Origin of the sequence: Paenibacillus sp. MZ04-78.2, assembly GCF_024213375.1 — a bacterium.
Lineage (GTDB): Bacteria > Bacillota > Bacilli > Paenibacillales > NBRC-103111 > Paenibacillus_G.
In genome coordinates this window covers 1-15,381 of sequence record NZ_JANAVJ010000044.1, presented here as the reverse complement: position 1 = coordinate 15,381, position 15,381 = coordinate 1, and the positions used below count along the sequence as shown (strand labels likewise).

General features: G+C 45.3%; 13 protein-coding genes and 3 pseudogenes. 11 read left to right on the top strand and 5 right to left on the bottom strand.

Annotated features, from left to right (window positions below; genetic code table 11):
- Positions 1–38 precede the first annotated feature (38 nt).
- The 4 genes and pseudogenes from NLX71_RS22345 (at position 39) to NLX71_RS22330 (ending at position 3,653) form a co-directional block, all read left to right on the top strand.
- Positions 39–464, top strand: coding sequence for an NUDIX domain-containing protein (locus tag NLX71_RS22345; protein WP_254365963.1), 426 nt, complete (start codon positions 39–41; stop codon positions 462–464).
- Positions 454–1,305, top strand: a complete 852-nt coding sequence (locus NLX71_RS22340; protein ID WP_254365962.1) for a DMT family transporter — start codon at positions 454–456, stop codon at positions 1,303–1,305. Before NLX71_RS22345 ends, NLX71_RS22340 begins: the two co-directional genes overlap by 11 nt.
- A gap of 92 nt (positions 1,306–1,397) precedes the next feature.
- Positions 1,398–2,195 (top strand): annotated as a pseudogene (locus NLX71_RS22335) (hypothetical protein).
- 60 nt (positions 2,196–2,255) lie between these two features.
- Complete coding sequence (locus NLX71_RS22330; RefSeq protein ID WP_254365961.1) at positions 2,256–3,653, top strand: SMI1/KNR4 family protein; 1,398 nt, start codon at positions 2,256–2,258, stop codon at positions 3,651–3,653.
- A gap of 70 nt (positions 3,654–3,723) precedes the next feature.
- Here the strand turns inward: NLX71_RS22330 and NLX71_RS22325 are convergent, their stop codons facing one another.
- Positions 3,724–4,872 carry a response regulator gene (locus NLX71_RS22325; RefSeq protein WP_254365960.1) on the bottom strand — a complete coding sequence of 383 codons (1,149 nt, stop codon included), beginning with the start codon at positions 4,870–4,872 and terminating at the stop codon, positions 3,724–3,726.
- A 1,551-nt stretch (positions 4,873–6,423) separates the two neighbouring features.
- Between NLX71_RS22325 and NLX71_RS22320 the strand changes: the two genes are divergently transcribed.
- Complete coding sequence (locus tag NLX71_RS22320) at positions 6,424–8,832, top strand: S-layer homology domain-containing protein (RefSeq protein WP_254365959.1); 2,409 nt, start codon at positions 6,424–6,426, stop codon at positions 8,830–8,832.
- A gap of 67 nt (positions 8,833–8,899) precedes the next feature.
- On the opposite strand, the gene NLX71_RS22315 is transcribed toward NLX71_RS22320, so the two are convergent.
- Positions 8,900–9,478 (bottom strand): type 1 glutamine amidotransferase family protein, encoded by a 579-nt coding sequence (locus NLX71_RS22315; protein ID WP_254365958.1) that lies wholly within the window; start codon positions 9,476–9,478, stop codon positions 8,900–8,902.
- A gap of 517 nt (positions 9,479–9,995) precedes the next feature.
- On the opposite strand from NLX71_RS22315, the gene NLX71_RS22310 reads away from it, so the two are divergent.
- Complete coding sequence (locus NLX71_RS22310; RefSeq protein ID WP_254365957.1) at positions 9,996–10,337, top strand: helix-turn-helix domain-containing protein; 342 nt, start codon at positions 9,996–9,998, stop codon at positions 10,335–10,337.
- Between the two features lie 247 nt (positions 10,338–10,584).
- Here NLX71_RS22310 and NLX71_RS22305 read toward each other — a convergent pair whose 3' ends face one another.
- The 3 genes and pseudogenes from NLX71_RS22305 to NLX71_RS22295 form a co-directional block, all read right to left on the bottom strand.
- Positions 10,585–10,869: a hypothetical protein gene (locus NLX71_RS22305; RefSeq protein ID WP_254365956.1), complete on the bottom strand. Its 285-nt coding sequence runs from the start codon at positions 10,867–10,869 to the stop codon at positions 10,585–10,587.
- Between the two features lie 81 nt (positions 10,870–10,950).
- Positions 10,951–11,673: a hypothetical protein gene (locus NLX71_RS22300; RefSeq protein ID WP_254365955.1), complete on the bottom strand. Its 723-nt coding sequence runs from the start codon at positions 11,671–11,673 to the stop codon at positions 10,951–10,953.
- Positions 11,674–12,084: 411 nt separating this feature from the next.
- Positions 12,085–12,404: pseudogene (locus tag NLX71_RS22295) on the bottom strand (DUF4062 domain-containing protein); the annotation flags it as partial.
- 205 nt (positions 12,405–12,609) lie between these two features.
- Between NLX71_RS22295 and NLX71_RS22290 the strand changes: the two are divergent.
- The 5 genes and pseudogenes from NLX71_RS22290 to NLX71_RS22275 all read left to right on the top strand — a co-directional run.
- A complete protein-coding gene (locus tag NLX71_RS22290; protein ID WP_254365954.1) occupies positions 12,610–13,293 on the top strand; it encodes a response regulator transcription factor in 684 nt (227 codons plus the stop codon).
- Position 13,294: 1 nt separating this feature from the next.
- A pseudogene (locus NLX71_RS27130) lies at positions 13,295–13,816 on the top strand (histidine kinase dimerization/phospho-acceptor domain-containing protein); the annotation flags it as partial.
- A gap of 81 nt (positions 13,817–13,897) precedes the next feature.
- On the top strand, positions 13,898–14,296 hold the full coding sequence (locus NLX71_RS27125) for a sensor histidine kinase (protein WP_375377949.1): 399 nt from the start codon (positions 13,898–13,900) through the stop codon (positions 14,294–14,296).
- 97 nt (positions 14,297–14,393) lie between these two features.
- Entirely contained in the window at positions 14,394–15,077 is a 684-nt protein-coding gene (locus NLX71_RS22280; protein WP_254365953.1) for an ABC transporter ATP-binding protein, read from the top strand.
- Positions 15,074–15,381 (top strand): ABC transporter permease (locus NLX71_RS22275; protein ID WP_254365952.1); only part of this gene is annotated, 308 nt, incomplete at its 3' end. The genes NLX71_RS22280 and NLX71_RS22275, both read left to right, overlap by 4 nt.

The following is a 15,381-nucleotide window of genomic DNA, read 5'->3' as shown; positions in this document are numbered from 1 at the left end:
GCTAACGCGCGCTTAAAAACGATAAGAAGGTGAAGGTCATGATGATCGACGATATGGAGATTCATTACAATCAATGTCCTGAGAGCTATCAGTATGTTTTGGTTGTTTTATATTATCAAGATCAATTTGTCTTCGTGAAAAATAAAAAAAGAAAGTGGGAATTTACAGGGGGGAAAAAGGAGGACGGCGAAACGATTCTGGAGGTTGCCAAGAGAGAAGCTTGGGAAGAAGCCGGAGCCGTCATCGAAAATATACAGGTTGTAGGCTACTATACATTAGTCAACCGTGAGAATGTGATTATTTCTGCCGCGGAAGTCTTGTATTTTGAGGATATTCCCGCATTCTCCGAAACGACGGAGGTCAGATTGTCGACAACGCTACCAAGCGAAGAGGAATTATCGTTTACAGATGGAATTTACAAATCGATCTTTAGCCATATCAAGGGACATGGTTATGAAAGCTAAAGGCATTCTGCTCAGCGTTGCTTCCGTTCTGGTGATGAGCCTCTCGCCGCTGACCAATATGTTCTCCCTATCCATGATCGATCCGATGGTGGCCAGCTTTTACAGCAGCTTATTTTCAGCCGTATTCTGTTTGTTATTTTTATGGGTCAGGAAAAAAAGCCTGGTGCTCGTCAATGACAAAAGCATCTATCTGCTGGGGGTTACCAATTCCATTGGCGTGGTGTGCCAATATTTCAGCTTATTTATGCTGGGACCGATCGCGTTTGGCTTAATCGGCCGGTTTTATATTATTTTTTCGCTGGCCTTGGCCGTATTCATCCTCCGTGAAAAAATTAAATCGTCGAGTTATTTTCCGATCGTTATTTGTATCTTAGGTTCCTTTCTGGTCGTGAACACGGGATCGTCGAACAACAGTATGATGGGGGTTCTGTTGGGGCTGCTGTATACCTTTTTGTTTGCGTTAACCAATTTGCTGGCGAAGAAACTGGTGGATCGGATCGATTCCTCCATTATCTTATTTTACAACCAGCTCATTTCTACCTTATTGATCGGCGCGTTTATTTGGTTCTCTCGGGGAGATTTCACGGTTTTTTTCGCTGGAGAAAGCTTGTTTTTTATTATGATTGCGGCATTTTGCAGCGGTTTCCTGGGGATTATCCTGTTCTACGAAAGCATAAAATATATCAAATTTTCGATCGCCAATCTGATCCGGTCGTTGAATCCTGTCATTGTTTTTGCATACTCCTATCCCTTTTTCCCGATTGAGATTACGGCTAAGTTTATCGCAGGCAGTGTGATGATCGTCGTTTCGGTCATCTGGTTGAACCTGAAGCAAGAGTAGCTAACGCCTTTCCAAAATGTGTTATGATATGGGAGAGCTCATGGGGACTTCCCTTGTTTGTATTACAACGAGAAATTTTTTGGAGAAAAAACGTGGATAAAAAAGCGAAAAAAATACTCATGAACACCTTCTGGTCCTCCAGCGGTTGGAAGGGTAGACCGTATATCTTTGCCGGCGAGGATTTCCTTTATGCCAAAAGCAAAGGGCTAATGTTCGATCCCATCACGATTACGCATGATTAACTGGTCGAACGGCTGCATGAATTGCATCAAACGATCACCAAAGAACGGGTAGCCGCTGCGTTCCTGCACAGTCTGTCAACGAGAAAAGTTCATCTGCGGAGCGCCCTTTCGAGCTGGGCTCTGACTTCCCAGTTGCCTCTTCATACCTACGGACAGCGGAGTGTCGTGCGGCCGAATTACAGCAGCTGCGGGGATTGCAATTTCCTTGGTCTAATGTCGAAGCGGGATGATGTGAATGAGGATTTAAACGTGCTGAATTTCGAGCGGGTCAAATGGGGAGGCGTTCGCTTGAACTGGCTTCTCTACTGCTGGTTGGATCTCGAATTGTTCAGCGAGGAAGAAGAAGAATTCGAGGTTACCGGTGAGGATGCTGCTATGCTCAACAGGATGACCGAAGCGATTCAGGACTGTGCTGAACATGAAAGCGCCCGGCAGTTGGAGAAGCGCTGGAAGGACGCGTTTCCTTCCAGCAAGCAGGAGCGGGATGTGACGATGGAAATATGGGGATATGCCGGATTGCTGGTGCAGCGCGATACGCCCCGCAAGCTCCGGGGAGGGGGTAATGATTTTAACTCCGTAGCCGGTTGGCAGGGAAGTGACGGGTATTCTCGGGAAGCGCTGGAATTTTACTTCGGCGCGTTTCTGTGAGTGTGTTCTAATCGACGCCAGTGAAGCATGTACCTTACTACTAACGAAAAGAGGCAGAGTATGGAGAAAAACCTATTGGAGCAGCTAAACCTCTGGCATGAAGAAGATGAATTTAAACAAATCATCGATCGGATTTTGGAAATTCCCGAACAGGACCGAGATTATGATGTAATCAGTCATTTGGCGAGAGCCATGAACAATCTGGAACGTTATGAGGAAGCGCTGCAGCAGCTTTTGACGATTGAGAAGCAAGGCGAGAACGACCCTCTGTGGCATATCCGCGCGGGCTATGCCTACTACTATCTGGAACAATACGAGGATGCTGTAAGAGAATTTGAAACTGCGGATCAACTGGACCCTAAGGATGAGACGACGTTGTCGTTTTTATCATGGAGCCGTCAAGAGCTGATCGCAATGAATCGTAAACGCAAGTGGTCGATGGCCATGCAGGCGCGGAATGAGCAGAGCAGCAAGAACGGAGCGGGAAAAGTCCCCTTTGAAGGGTTTGACTTGACGAACTTTTGGAAAGATAGCGATTACGCTTTAAAAAATTACGTCAGCGAGCCGCCTACGGACGAGCTTATTGCTTCAATCGAACTGGAACTGGGTTATACATTGCCGGCCTCTTACATTGCGATGATGAAGTTACATAACGGCGGTTTGCCGATCAACACTCGCTTCCCTACAGGGGAAGCAACGTCTTGGGCGGAAGACCATATTGCGATTGAGGGAATCATGGGGATCGGGCGCGAAAAGCCTTATTCGCTCTGCGCAGAATTTGGCAGCCGGTTTATGATTGAAGAATGGGGGTATCCCGACATTGGCGTGGTCATTTGCGATTGCCCTTCGGCCGGTCACGATGTTGTGATGCTGGATTATCGGAAATGCGGCAGGAATGGGGAGCCCGAGGTAATCCATGTTGATCAGGAACGCGATTACGAAATAACGTATTTGGCTGAAAACTTCGAGGCCTTTATTCGGGGATTGGTGCATGCGGATTTCTATGACACCTCCGAGGAGGATATGCAGGAGGACTTGCGGAAAGTAGCCCATGAGGAATTTTCCCCGCTGCTTTCGGAGCTGTGTGCCCGCGTCACCGAGGTCGATAACATGGAGGAGATCATCCGTGCGATTTGTACCCGAATTGTAGAGGAAAAAGGGTACTTTGCTTTCCATGCGGACGAACTTTCTACGTTGATGTATGACCTGCAATTTTGGCTGTATACCAAGTCTTACCCTCATACAGGCCGTGGACAGTATCTGACGGCGTATGAGAAAATCATTGCTTTTGGCGGGTCGTTTAGCACGGGTGGGTATGCTCCCGGCTTTATCTCGGACTGGATGGACGATCGAATACGGCAAGGCATGATTGTCGGAACCAACGATGCCCTTGCATTCACAGATACGGCAATAGAGCAATTGCTGGAAAAGCTGGGGGCATTCGCTCCTGCGACTTAAAATTCAAAGCCCACCGGACCGAAACCTGCGCGGTGCCGGGGGCTTTCTTACGAACTTCGAAGTGGCTGATTTAGGAACTAAGGCCAACGGACTTCCAACATGCATACCAATCCGAAATGTCAGGGCTAATCGGCGTCTCCAAATCCCGTTCCATTTTCGTTCTCAAGAGGTAATATTGTTCTTCTACACCGATCCTTTCACCAATCGCATCGTAGAGCTTCATCAGCGAGAAATAGCTTTCCTCCCCGTCCGGAAGCAATTGTTGAATACGGAGATAGACTTGAATGACTTTTTTCGGGTTTTCTTGCTGCTCGTAGAATGCACATAATTTTCGCATATGGTACAACCACAACAATCGAAACCGTTCCCGTTCATGTTCGGCCCATAGGTAATCGTATTTTCCCAGATAGTCCCCCATGTACAAATTCAACACATGCTCATAGGCGTCAACTGTACCTGCATCCAAGACACCCAATTGCCTCATGGCGTATTCCCATTCCACGGTGTCTACCCGAGCCTCCCCGATGTCAAGCTTGTACCCCGCCCCCAAATCGCCGCTATTTATGCGAATTGTGTCCATTCCGGAGTTTTTCAAGGTTCGACGTATATAATAAATCGTTGTATAGAGATGCTGCACTGCCTTAGCCTCTTCCAGCTCCGGCCATAGCAGTTCAAGCAAAACGCTTCGATTGATGGTCCGGTCCCGATGATAGAGCAAATAGGCAAATAACTCTTGCGCTTTGTTTGTACGCCATTTCACGTTCTGGGCGTCCATGCCGGGCAGCTTAAACTGAATCTGATTAAAACAGCAGATCATGGGGAAGTTCGCGTCCTGTGTGTTCTTGATGCCTCTGATAGCCAATTTCTCTTCTAACCGCGGAATCGTTTGGCGCAGACGCCCCTTTTGCAGCGGCTTCACAATATAATCTAAGGCGTAAAGCTCGAAAGCTTGCACAGCATATTTGTCGTAACTGGTCACAAATACAAGTTCGGTACCAGGAACGACCGCCTTGATCTGCTTCCCAAGATTTAGACCGTTAATATCCGGCATATGGATTTCAAGGAACACCACATCGGGGCGATGAGCCAATACGCCTGCCAGTACCTCGGTCGAATCGGAATATGCAGCAACGATCTCGACTTCGCTTGCTTCACGCTCAATCGCTTTTTTAAGTCTTATTAATGCCAAATGTTCATCGTCAACCAATATGGCTTTCACAGGAGCATCCTCCTTGACTGTCGGTTCTTGTTGTTGCTTTCGTAATTCTTATATCGGTTTTCATGCCAATATATTGAACAGACCTATGATGAGTTGCCTAGGGTTTGTTTAGGTCGGGTTGGTAAACTAGTAGATAGCTCTTGAAATAACGCTTACATGTTTAATTACCCTTTAGATGCAGACGTCAGGATAAATTGTACTCGAATGGCGAGGATCGCCAGTAATCAATGAGGTGACTTGCAATGACAAGATGCACCGCACCATGTTTGGAGGTGAGTAATTAATAGACTATAGTCGAAAGGCAGATTCAGCAAATGGCTTTTCTTGTTGAAATGCATGCACGGAACAACATCCGTTCCATATTGCCGATGAAGAAATAAAATAATTCAAGCGAAAGCAGAGGCGCTTGAATTAGAAGTAGTCCACAAATTATTTAAAAGGAAGGGAGAAAGCCTGCTGAGCAGAAAGAAATCTGCGAATATAGAATTTCTATATGCTTTCGTTAGCAGGAATGAACAAAAGATGAAATTAAAAAATCGAAGAATGTTATCTTTGCTAATGGCAATCATCATGGTATTGACGATGATCCCTTTTCATCCATTAGAAGCAAGAGCAGCGGCAACACCAACACTTGATCTTGGTTATCCTGTGAAAGTAACCGAGGTAACCTATCAGCTGCCAAATGTCGCATTTGGAAGCACAGGCGTCGTTGATGCAAATGGCGGATACTTTACTGTGGCGGTAAATAGTGGCTCAATTGATGTTGGAGCTCTTTCAAGCGGTATTACCGAGTTAACGAATGGCATAAACATTAGTGGCGTTGTGACTGATAAATCTACACCTACTAATAGAGTGTTCAATTTTTCAAGTGGCAATAAGTATGAAGAAATTCAAGCTGTTATTCGAAATATGACATTTACACAAGTTTCGGGGCAAACCCAAACTGTTATAGTAAATGTAACGCCAGGGGCACCATTGGCCGATGGAAAAACCTCTGTGCGTACCTACAATGGACGGCATTTCGTATATGTGGCAAGACAGAGTACCATGACTTTTTACGATGCTGTGACTATTGCAACGAACAATAGCGGACATCTTGTAGAGCCAGCAGCAGGTGATGCTGGTGCTGTAGAAATGCTTGCGATTGCGAGTTTGTTTAAAGAATTTAAGAGTCCCTACTCAGGAAACTGGAACTTTTTAAGCTTTATAGGCGCTACTCGAACTACAGCACCTAGCTGGAGCGCTTCTAGTTCCATCGTGACAAATTATGTATTAAACGGTCTGCCAACAGGTCTTGAGTCAACGGGTAATTATGTGGATAATGGACCCTACGACCATCTTACACTACTGTTAAACACCAGTAATACTACAGTAGGCTACTTAGGCGTAAATAATACACACGGTGGCACTAGCCCACATAAAGATCCAGGAGTTATTGTCGAGTATAATTCCGGTGTCATTAGCAACATCATCACTGCCACAAAAGATATCGATCTTCCGGTGATGGGAGGCAGCGTAACGATCGATGGCATTGCCAAGGCGGGTCAAACGTTGACGGCGAACGTAACGGGAATCACGTATGCGCCGGACACGACAGGTAACGTACCGACCTACCAGTGGTACCGAAACGGAGTCGCCATCACGAATGCGATGGGTTCAAACTACACGTTAACCGCAGACGACTTGGGCGCGACCATCACCCTGACGGTCACCGCCGATGGTACGCATGCGGTAGGCAGTGTAACGAGTCCGGCAACGGCAGTGGTCACGAAAGGGAATGGACCGGCCGCACCGAGTGCGCCAGTAACAAGCAGTGTGACGCCTACGAGCATTACACTGCAACCAGCCAGCGGTCAAGAATACAGTATGGACGGCGGGTTAACTTGGCAGGATAGTCCAACCTTTAACGGACTGACACCAAGCACCGACTATACGTTTGTGACCCGGGTGAAAGCGACAGCGACGCAGATGGCATCTGCCGTTAGCCAAGCCACTACGATTCGGACTACGGTCGGAGAGCAGGCATTGGAAATCACGGAGCCGGCCAGCGGGACAGTAACGGTATCTAAGCCTGCATTCAAGGGAACAGCAACGCCAGGCTCCAAGGTGACGGTCAACATTGCGGATGGGATTACAGGTACGGTTACGGCCGACACCTATGGCAACTGGAGCTACACACCGGAAGTCAATTTGGCCGATGGCAACTACACGGTGAAAGTAACGGCTACGAAGGACGGGAAGTCCAGCACCGTAAGCAAAGGACTGACGGTTAACACCGCAGATCATTCCTCCTTAACGGGACTGCAGCTCAAAAGCTGGTACGGAACGCCGATCGGATTATCGCCGGCCTTCAATGGAAGCACGACCAAGTATACGGCTTCCGTAACGAATAACGTCTACAGCGTGACGGTAAACCCGGCGGCGCTTGATCCGGGCGCTAAGATTGAAGTCTCGGTCAATAATGGCCCTTGGCAGCAAGTTGCTAACGGGGCGGCAAGCGGTAATCTGCCTTTGAATGTAGGAATGAACACGATTGTTGTAAAGGTTACGGACGCCAAAGGCCATGTAACGGAATATACGTTGACTATTACAAGGGAATCTAGCGACAGCGGAGACTCGGATAGCAGCAGCGGCGGAAGCACCACAACGACTTCAACCTCTACAGGTTCGTCTTCGTCCGGAGCTTCGACAACACCGAATGGCTCGGGAATCGAAACCTCGGTGAACGGCAAAGACGATACGTTTGCAACGGGGAAAGAATCCGCCTCGGGAGATCGCAAGGTGACTTCGGTTCAGGTGGATTTGGACAAGCTGAACAAAGCTTTGTCGCAAGGTAACGGACAGAAGCTTGCGATTCGTTCTTCGAAAGACGGAGATATGAAGGTAGACGGATTGACGGCAGGAGCTGTGAAGCAGCTTGCCGACAAAGGAACCAGCCTCGAAATCAGCAACCCGTTGGCCATCTATCCGGTTCCGGGCGGAAAAATGGATTTGAGCGCGGTGTCGAAGCAGTTGGGCAACGCGGCGCTCGGCAATATTGCCGTTCATATCGATATCGCCCGTTCTTCGGACACGTTGATTAATAACGCCAAGAACAAAGCGACAGCGGAAGGCTACGAACTGTTGGTAACTCCGGTCGATCTGGATATGACTTTCTCGCATGACGGCAAGATGGTAAGAGTGGGGCAATTGAACGGATACGCGGAGAAATACATCGCGCTACCGGAAGGCATCGATCCGAACCGCATTACGACAGGCGTCATCGTCAATCCGGACGGCAGCGTGTTCCATGTGCCAACGGTAGTAACGAAGATCAACAGCCGTTATTATGCATTAATTAAAGACTTGCGCAGCCAAGGTTCCTATTCGGTCATCTGGAATCCGCAGGATTTCGATGACGTGAAGAGCCATTGGGGCAAAACGGACGTGAACAATATTGCGGCGAGACTCGACCTTGCTGGAACCGGGAACAATACATTTTCGCCGGATCGCAACGTAACGCGCTCCGAGTTCTCGGAGATTGTCGTGGCCGGTCTCGGTTTGAAACGTCAAAATGCACCGCAAAACAAGTTCCCTGACGTTTCGGATTCCGCTTGGTACCGCAGCGCCGTAGCGATTGCGAACGAATTCGATATCGTCCGCGGCTACGAGGACGGTAACTTCTACGGTGATCGACAAATCACGAGAGAACAGGGCATGGCGATGATTGCCCGGGCTTACAAACTGATCGAGCCAAAAGCCGCGCTGAGTCAGGAGCAGACCGATTCTCTGCTGGCGAAGTATGAAGATGCGAAAAAGGTATCTGCTTGGGCGAGAGAGGATATCGCTCTGATGATTGAGGCGGGAATCGTGCAAGGCAACGGGCCACAGCTTCTGAGCCCACAGTCGAATATGACACGCGCCGAAGTGACGGCATTAATCGCAAGATTACTCAAGACCACCAATCTGATCGACAAATAAACATGGCGATAGAGCGGACGAATAACGAAAAAGCAGGGGACATACGCTCCCCTGCTTTTTTGCTGTCTTATTCCTTATAAAAGCCGACTTTAAACATTTGATACCAATCTTCCAGTTTGTTTTCTGGCATTACCTGCAAATATTTCAAAATTTCTTTAGCAAATTCAACCGCTGATGTGCCGTTAGCTGTAATCAATCCGTCTTTTGAAACAACTTGCTTTTCAATAAAATGCTTCGAGCCTTTATAGCTTGGTGCAAACTTCTCTAAATAGGCTACTGAATTGCCTGTATGCTCTTTATCATCCAAATATCCTTTATCTGCCAAAAATGTACACGCATCACATATCGCTGCAATCGGAATACCTTTTGTAATGCATAAATCAACAACATGCTTAACAGCTTCATTCTCACTTTTCTGCCATGAAGTTCCACCCACCAAGATAAGCATATGAAAATGTTTTGGAACTTCTGCAATTGAATAGTCTGGAACAACCGTGAAACCACCCATTGATTTTATTGGATTTTTATTAACTGCCAATGTTTTAATGATGAATCCGGTTTCTGGTTTATTCAGCTCTGAACAAACGAAAGCACTTTCCCAGTCTGCATAGTTTTCCGAAATAAACACAAGTATTTCTTTTTTCATGCTTTTAGACTCCTTCATTGTTTTTTTATTTCCAGATACTATTTTACAGGTTAATAGCTGACAGCTATATGTCAGCGTTATAGAAAGAGAACATGGTTTCAAATTTACCACTTAAAAGAGTTTATCGTGCATGCTTATGCTTCAATATCATTGAAATGTAGAAGGTATCTTTTTCTACAATCAGCTCGGTATGGACTACAGCGTAATTAATTCCTTCCATGGTGATTCCGTTCACCAGTTTTGTCAGACGAAGAAATTCTCCAATGTCGGTAACGTAAATATCTGCCACTGTGTCGTCGGGGTATATGCATAATACTCTAATGGTGTTCAGTCCTTTCTTTTAGAAAATGCTTGTTTAGATTCAAGCGAATTAATACCGATGGCCTCCCTTTGGAAAAAAGGATCAGTCTTATTATACTAAAAAATATCCCTTTGGGGTATATTTTAAATGAAATAAGCTCTATAGTCTCTTGGAGTAACTGACTGGCTGGTCTATGGTTTGCTTAGGGTGATTACCGTGAGCGATTTGATGAAAAGGGTAGGGGAAGGCATCCGGCACTTTCGAAAATTACGTGGACTAAGTCAAGAAGAACTTGCAAATAAGGCTGAGGTACACGAAACTTACATTGGTAAGCTGGAGCGTTCCGAAAAAGTCTGTTCCGTTGAAGTGCTGGATAAAATTACGAGTGCGCTCGACCTCTCGATGGTTGAGTTCTTCAGTTATATCCAGCCTGTGAGTGGAAAGGGAAGCGAGTCCACGCTCGAAGAAATTGTGAACAAGCTCCGAAGCAGAAGTGTAAATGAACAAAAGAGGATATTAAAAGTCATCAACGCTATGCTGGACGATTCTTTGGATTGAGAGGGGGAACCGTAAGATCGCGATAATTTTGTTTTTTCTTAAAAGAAAGGCTCAAAATCGAAATCAGTGCTTGACTTAAACTACTACTCAAGCTATGCCCTGCTTTTCATGAAAAAGCAGGGTTTTATGGGACGCTCGGGGGCTGAATCTCGTTGATACGAGCTGTCAAGCACTGATTATTGTGTTGAGCAAAAGAAATAGAGAAAAGGCCCGTATCCTCCTCTGAAGATACGGGCCTTTTCGCAGTCTAGCGTGGCAGATTACCTGAAGTAACATTAAACTTTCCATTGGCATCTGGCTTAGAGATAAAATAGAACTTATCTTGATAGGAAATATAAATCCACATTTCACCATTTTGTGTCACTGATGTATAGACTCCACCTTGATTCAAAGAGAAGTCCCCCCGCAAAGTTGAAGCTGGAACTGGAGGAGTTTCATTTTTCTTCTCGTGGGTTATGTTGGAAACCACTAACCAGCTACTTATAATCAAACTTAACAAAGATAACAGGACTGCATAATTTTCTTTTTTCATTCTTCCTCCCAGTAATTGTATTCATGATGCATTATGTAAGGGAGAATAGTTAATTGTCAACAAAAAAGAAAAAAATATCAATTAGTTATCAACAGAAAAGTATAGCCAAACGGGAACGTATATTCCGCCTAATTTTGCACTTACCTCATTGCCGCTCGGAACACCATAAGTTTTGACTCCCCATCCATAAAGAGTATAGGAAGCTTGCATATAAAAAAACCGACTGTTTGATTTGCTTGATTCAGGAGGCCCGACTAAAGTAGTTTCATTAGTAACCGTAGATTTAACAGTGCCCTGATATGAGCCAGTTCCTTTTACATTGAGGAGTTTTTTAATCTCTCCCGAGACTTCAGTCGTAAAAGTGGTTTGCGTTGTTCTTTCCATGGATTCTGTAGTTTTTATTGTTTGTCCCTTTGCTGCTGATGCGTAGAGAATATACGGATCCCTTTTGCTATCATTTTGGATTAGTGTAAAGTGGTCTAGTTTATCTTTTGTCCACAAGTCAAAACCAAAATATGGTGTTATTTCGTGGGGATTTAAACGAGAATTATTAGAATCCATTCTCTGAATTGTAATCTGTTTAGCATCCGGGAAGTCTTTTTTCAGTTGTTCTAAATAAGATTGGCTTATGTTCCCCTTAACACCGGCACCAATTATAATGTTGGGAGATTTGTTGGCACCAGTTTGAGCTTGAATACTAGACGTTTCTTTGCTAGAAGCCGCTGTATCATGGGCAAAAACAGAAGTAGAGAAGGAACAAACCAGAGCAATAGCTACAACAGTCGATGCAAGTTTCTTTTTCAAAAAAATCCCTCCTGTGGTAATATTGATAATACAATTATATTATACTATGTTATAGAAATAAATTACAAGTAGTTACATAAAAAAATACTAGAATTCTTGATTATGGATGGCATTCTTCGTTATCGCGATACCAAAAGGGTATCGACTGGCAGTTTATCACCGACGAAGCAAGAATCAAATTAAAACGTCTTTACCCACAATATTAAGGATTGATGGTGTACTAGTACGCCTTCAACGCTTAATCTGTGAGTTGTGAACGACGCATTTCCATACATCGAAGCCGCGGCTGACCACTATTTTAGTATTGACGGCGTACTAGTACCTTGACCGCCAAATCTGAGGACTGCTTTTTCTGTTAGACGATGTAAGGTAGCGTTAGGAAGTTCACGCAAAGCCTTAAATTTATTTCGGTCAAGGTACTAGTCGATTGGAACCTCTTTTATATTTCTCTAACTCAGCATTTAATTTAGTATTCTCTTCCAATAACTTTTGTACCATTCTTCTTCAATGTGAAATATGGGGGCTTTTTTCAATGTGGATTGCTTAAACTCTTGGTACTTCTGATAGTCTTCTATTACTACAAAGTCGTATGGCTTTTGTCATCGGTTAAAACAAGAGCGAATTCTTGGTTTACCTAGTTCTCCGGCATAATCATATTCCCAATGCGTATAACTCTTGGATTCATCGGGAAGCATTGTTCCATAGATTCCTCCGAGAATGAGGATATATACATAGACGATATGAAGATTTATAATTTTTTTCTCATAGGCCACCTGTATTAAATTAAATTGGTTTATATGTCGATATTTGCCGAGATTTCGATGCTCCTAGGATTGCAGCGCGGGGGGCTGTTTCTTTGCTAATCATCCTCTTTTGTATGATACAATAATAAGCTAATAGTCCTTTTATTAAAATTCAAACTAGGATGATGATCCAATGAACATTTTGCTTGTGGAAGATGATAAAACTATCGCGTCCGGCCTTGAGTATTCTCTACAGCAAGACCAGTTTTCTACGGTTCTGTGCCATGACGTCGCATCTGCGAAAAAGGTTATAGCCGAGCAGTTGGATCAGTTCGCTTTATGTCTGTTCGATTTGACGCTGCCGGATGGAAGCGGGTACGAATTGTGTAAAATGGTGAAGGAGCAAAGCGATATTCCTGTTATTTTCCTGACAGCCGTTGATGATGAAGTCAATGTCGTGATGGGGCTTGATATGGGAGCGGACGATTATATTACCAAGCCGTTTCGAATTCGCGAGCTGCTCTCACGGATAAAATCGGTTCTGCGAAGATATCAGAAGCAGCCGCAGACCAAAGCCATCATCGAAGTAGATGCTATCCAGATCAATACACTGGAAGGCAAGGTATATAAATATGGCGATGAAATTCCACTGACGGCTTTGGAGTACCGCTTATTGCTGATTTTCGCGAACCATATCGGGCAGATCCTCTCCAGAAATCAGCTTTTGGAACAAATTTGGGATGTGGCCGGGGATTTCGTCAACGACAATACGCTAACGGTGTACATTAAAAGACTGAGGGAAAAACTAGAGGATGATCCGAAAGATCCAACGTTCATTAAAACCGTACGCGGTTTAGGATATAAGGTCGGTGAGTAGCATGCTGCGTAATCGCGAGATCCGCCTCGTCCTTTTGTTGATGTTCACGATAAGTCTGGTTATGCTTGCAGCCGCGGCTTTGTTTTCGCTCGCTGCCGTGGTCCTTGTTCTAATGACTTCCATTTTGCTCATTGGCAGCACCTTCCTGTTTACGAGATTGAGATATCGCGAGATTGAGAAGTTGTCCGGCTATTTGCGGCGTATTAGCGGCGGCGACTATTCCCTTGACGTCCGGGATAATCGGGAAGGGGAATTCAGCATTCTGAAAAATACGATGTATAAAGTAACCGTCATGCTGTCGGAGCAGAGCGCCCTTTTGCATAAAGACAAAGTCCATCTTACCGACGCGATTTCGGATATATCCCATCAGCTCAAAGCGCCTCTAACCTCCATGATGGTCATGGCGGACTTATTAGACGACGCCAAACTGCCTGAAGCGAAAAGAACGGAATTTACGCGCAATATTCGTATCCAGCTCGAGCGGTTGGATTGGCTTGTTTCTTCGTTATTAAAGCTATCGAAAATCGACGCAGGCACCGTACAGTTCAAGAAAGATCAAGTCAGGGTGACCAAGCTTATTGAAAAAGCGTTACAGCCCGTTCTCATTCCGATCGACATCAAAGAACAGACGGTTTCGGTAACGGGCGATGATAGCGTCTCCTTTCTGGGCGATCTGAACTGGACAACCGAAGCCGTCATCAATATTTTAAAAAACGGCGTGGAACATACGCAAGCAGGCGGAACCATCGCGATTTCCTTTTCAGAGAACCCGCTATTTACAGAGATTCGGATTGAAGATAATGGCAAAGGCATCCCCAAGGAAGAGATCCCTCATATTTTTAAACGTTTTTATAAAGGAAAGAGTGCCGGCGAGGGCAGCAGCGGCATCGGTCTGTCGCTGGCTCATAGCATTATAACGAAGCAGAATGGAGCTATAGAGGTGCAGAGTGAACTCGATAAGGGAACCCAATTTCAGATTCGCTTCTACAAGCAATTCGTCTAACAAGGGCCAAGTGACCAGACTGTCACAATTCAAGTCATGGTAAAGTCACTTCGGGCAGATATACTAAATCTATCGACAAACGGTTGGAGGGTTCAGCATGGAAATTCTAAGGATCGAACATCTGTCTAAAGTGTATGGAAAAGGTGATACGGCGGTAAAAGCGCTTGATGACGTATCCTTCTCGGTGGACAAAGGGGAGTTTGTCGCCATCGTCGGTCCGTCCGGTTCGGGGAAATCAACGCTTCTACATATGCTAGGCGGCGTAGATAGACCGACAAGCGGAAAAGTGTTTGTGGACCGTACGGACATGTACAGTCTGGATGAAACGCAGCTGGCGATTTTTAGACGGAGACAGATCGGTTTGATTTATCAGTTCTACAATCTTATTCCGATTTTGACGGTTGAAGAAAATATCCAGCTGCCGCTTTTGCTCGATCAGCATAAGGTGGATCGGAAACAGTTTGAGGATATTGTGAAGACGTTAAATTTACAAAACCGCTTGAATCATCTGCCCAATCAGCTTTCCGGCGGCCAACAGCAGCGGGTCTCGATCGGCAGAGCGTTGATGAATCAGCCCGCTATCATCCTGGCAGACGAACCAACCGGTAATTTAGACAGTAAAAACGGCAGCGAAATCATTGACTTATTAAAAATGTTCAACAAAAGCTTGCATCAGACGCTGATTATGATTACCCATGATGAACGAATTGCTTTGCAAGCCGACAGAATTATCGCCATCGAAGATGGAAAGATTGCCAAAGACGAGGTCATTCGGCCATGAACATTATCCATAAGCTAACGCTCCGGCATTTAATGAAAAATAAGAAGCAAACGCTTGTGACCGTGATCGGAGTTATAATTTCTGTGGCCATGGTGACGGCGGTTATAACGCTTGGTTCCTCTTACTTGGTGTTAATGCAAAAGCAAACGATTCAAGACTATGGAGAATGGCATGTCCTGTACAAAAACGTCAACAAAGATCAGTTCGAAGCGATCAAGCAGGATACAGCAACCCAACAATTCATCACTTCCAAGGAACGCGGCTATGCCCTGTTGCCAGGAAGCCAAAATATCAATAAGCCTTA

Coding starts and splice junctions, on each gene's coding strand:
- NLX71_RS22280 (WP_254365953.1), top strand. CDS start 14,394: ATGGAAATTCTAAGGATCGAACATCTGTCTAAAGTGTATGGAAAAGGT.
- NLX71_RS22330 (WP_254365961.1), top strand. CDS start 2,256: ATGGAGAAAAACCTATTGGAGCAGCTAAACCTCTGGCATGAAGAAGAT.
- NLX71_RS22345 (WP_254365963.1), top strand. CDS start 39: ATGATGATCGACGATATGGAGATTCATTACAATCAATGTCCTGAGAGC.
- NLX71_RS22340 (WP_254365962.1), top strand. CDS start 454: ATGAAAGCTAAAGGCATTCTGCTCAGCGTTGCTTCCGTTCTGGTGATG.
- NLX71_RS22290 (WP_254365954.1), top strand. CDS start 12,610: ATGAACATTTTGCTTGTGGAAGATGATAAAACTATCGCGTCCGGCCTT.
- NLX71_RS22305 (WP_254365956.1), bottom strand. CDS start 10,869: ATGAAAAAAGAAAATTATGCAGTCCTGTTATCTTTGTTAAGTTTGATT.
- NLX71_RS22315 (WP_254365958.1), bottom strand. CDS start 9,478: ATGAAAAAAGAAATACTTGTGTTTATTTCGGAAAACTATGCAGACTGG.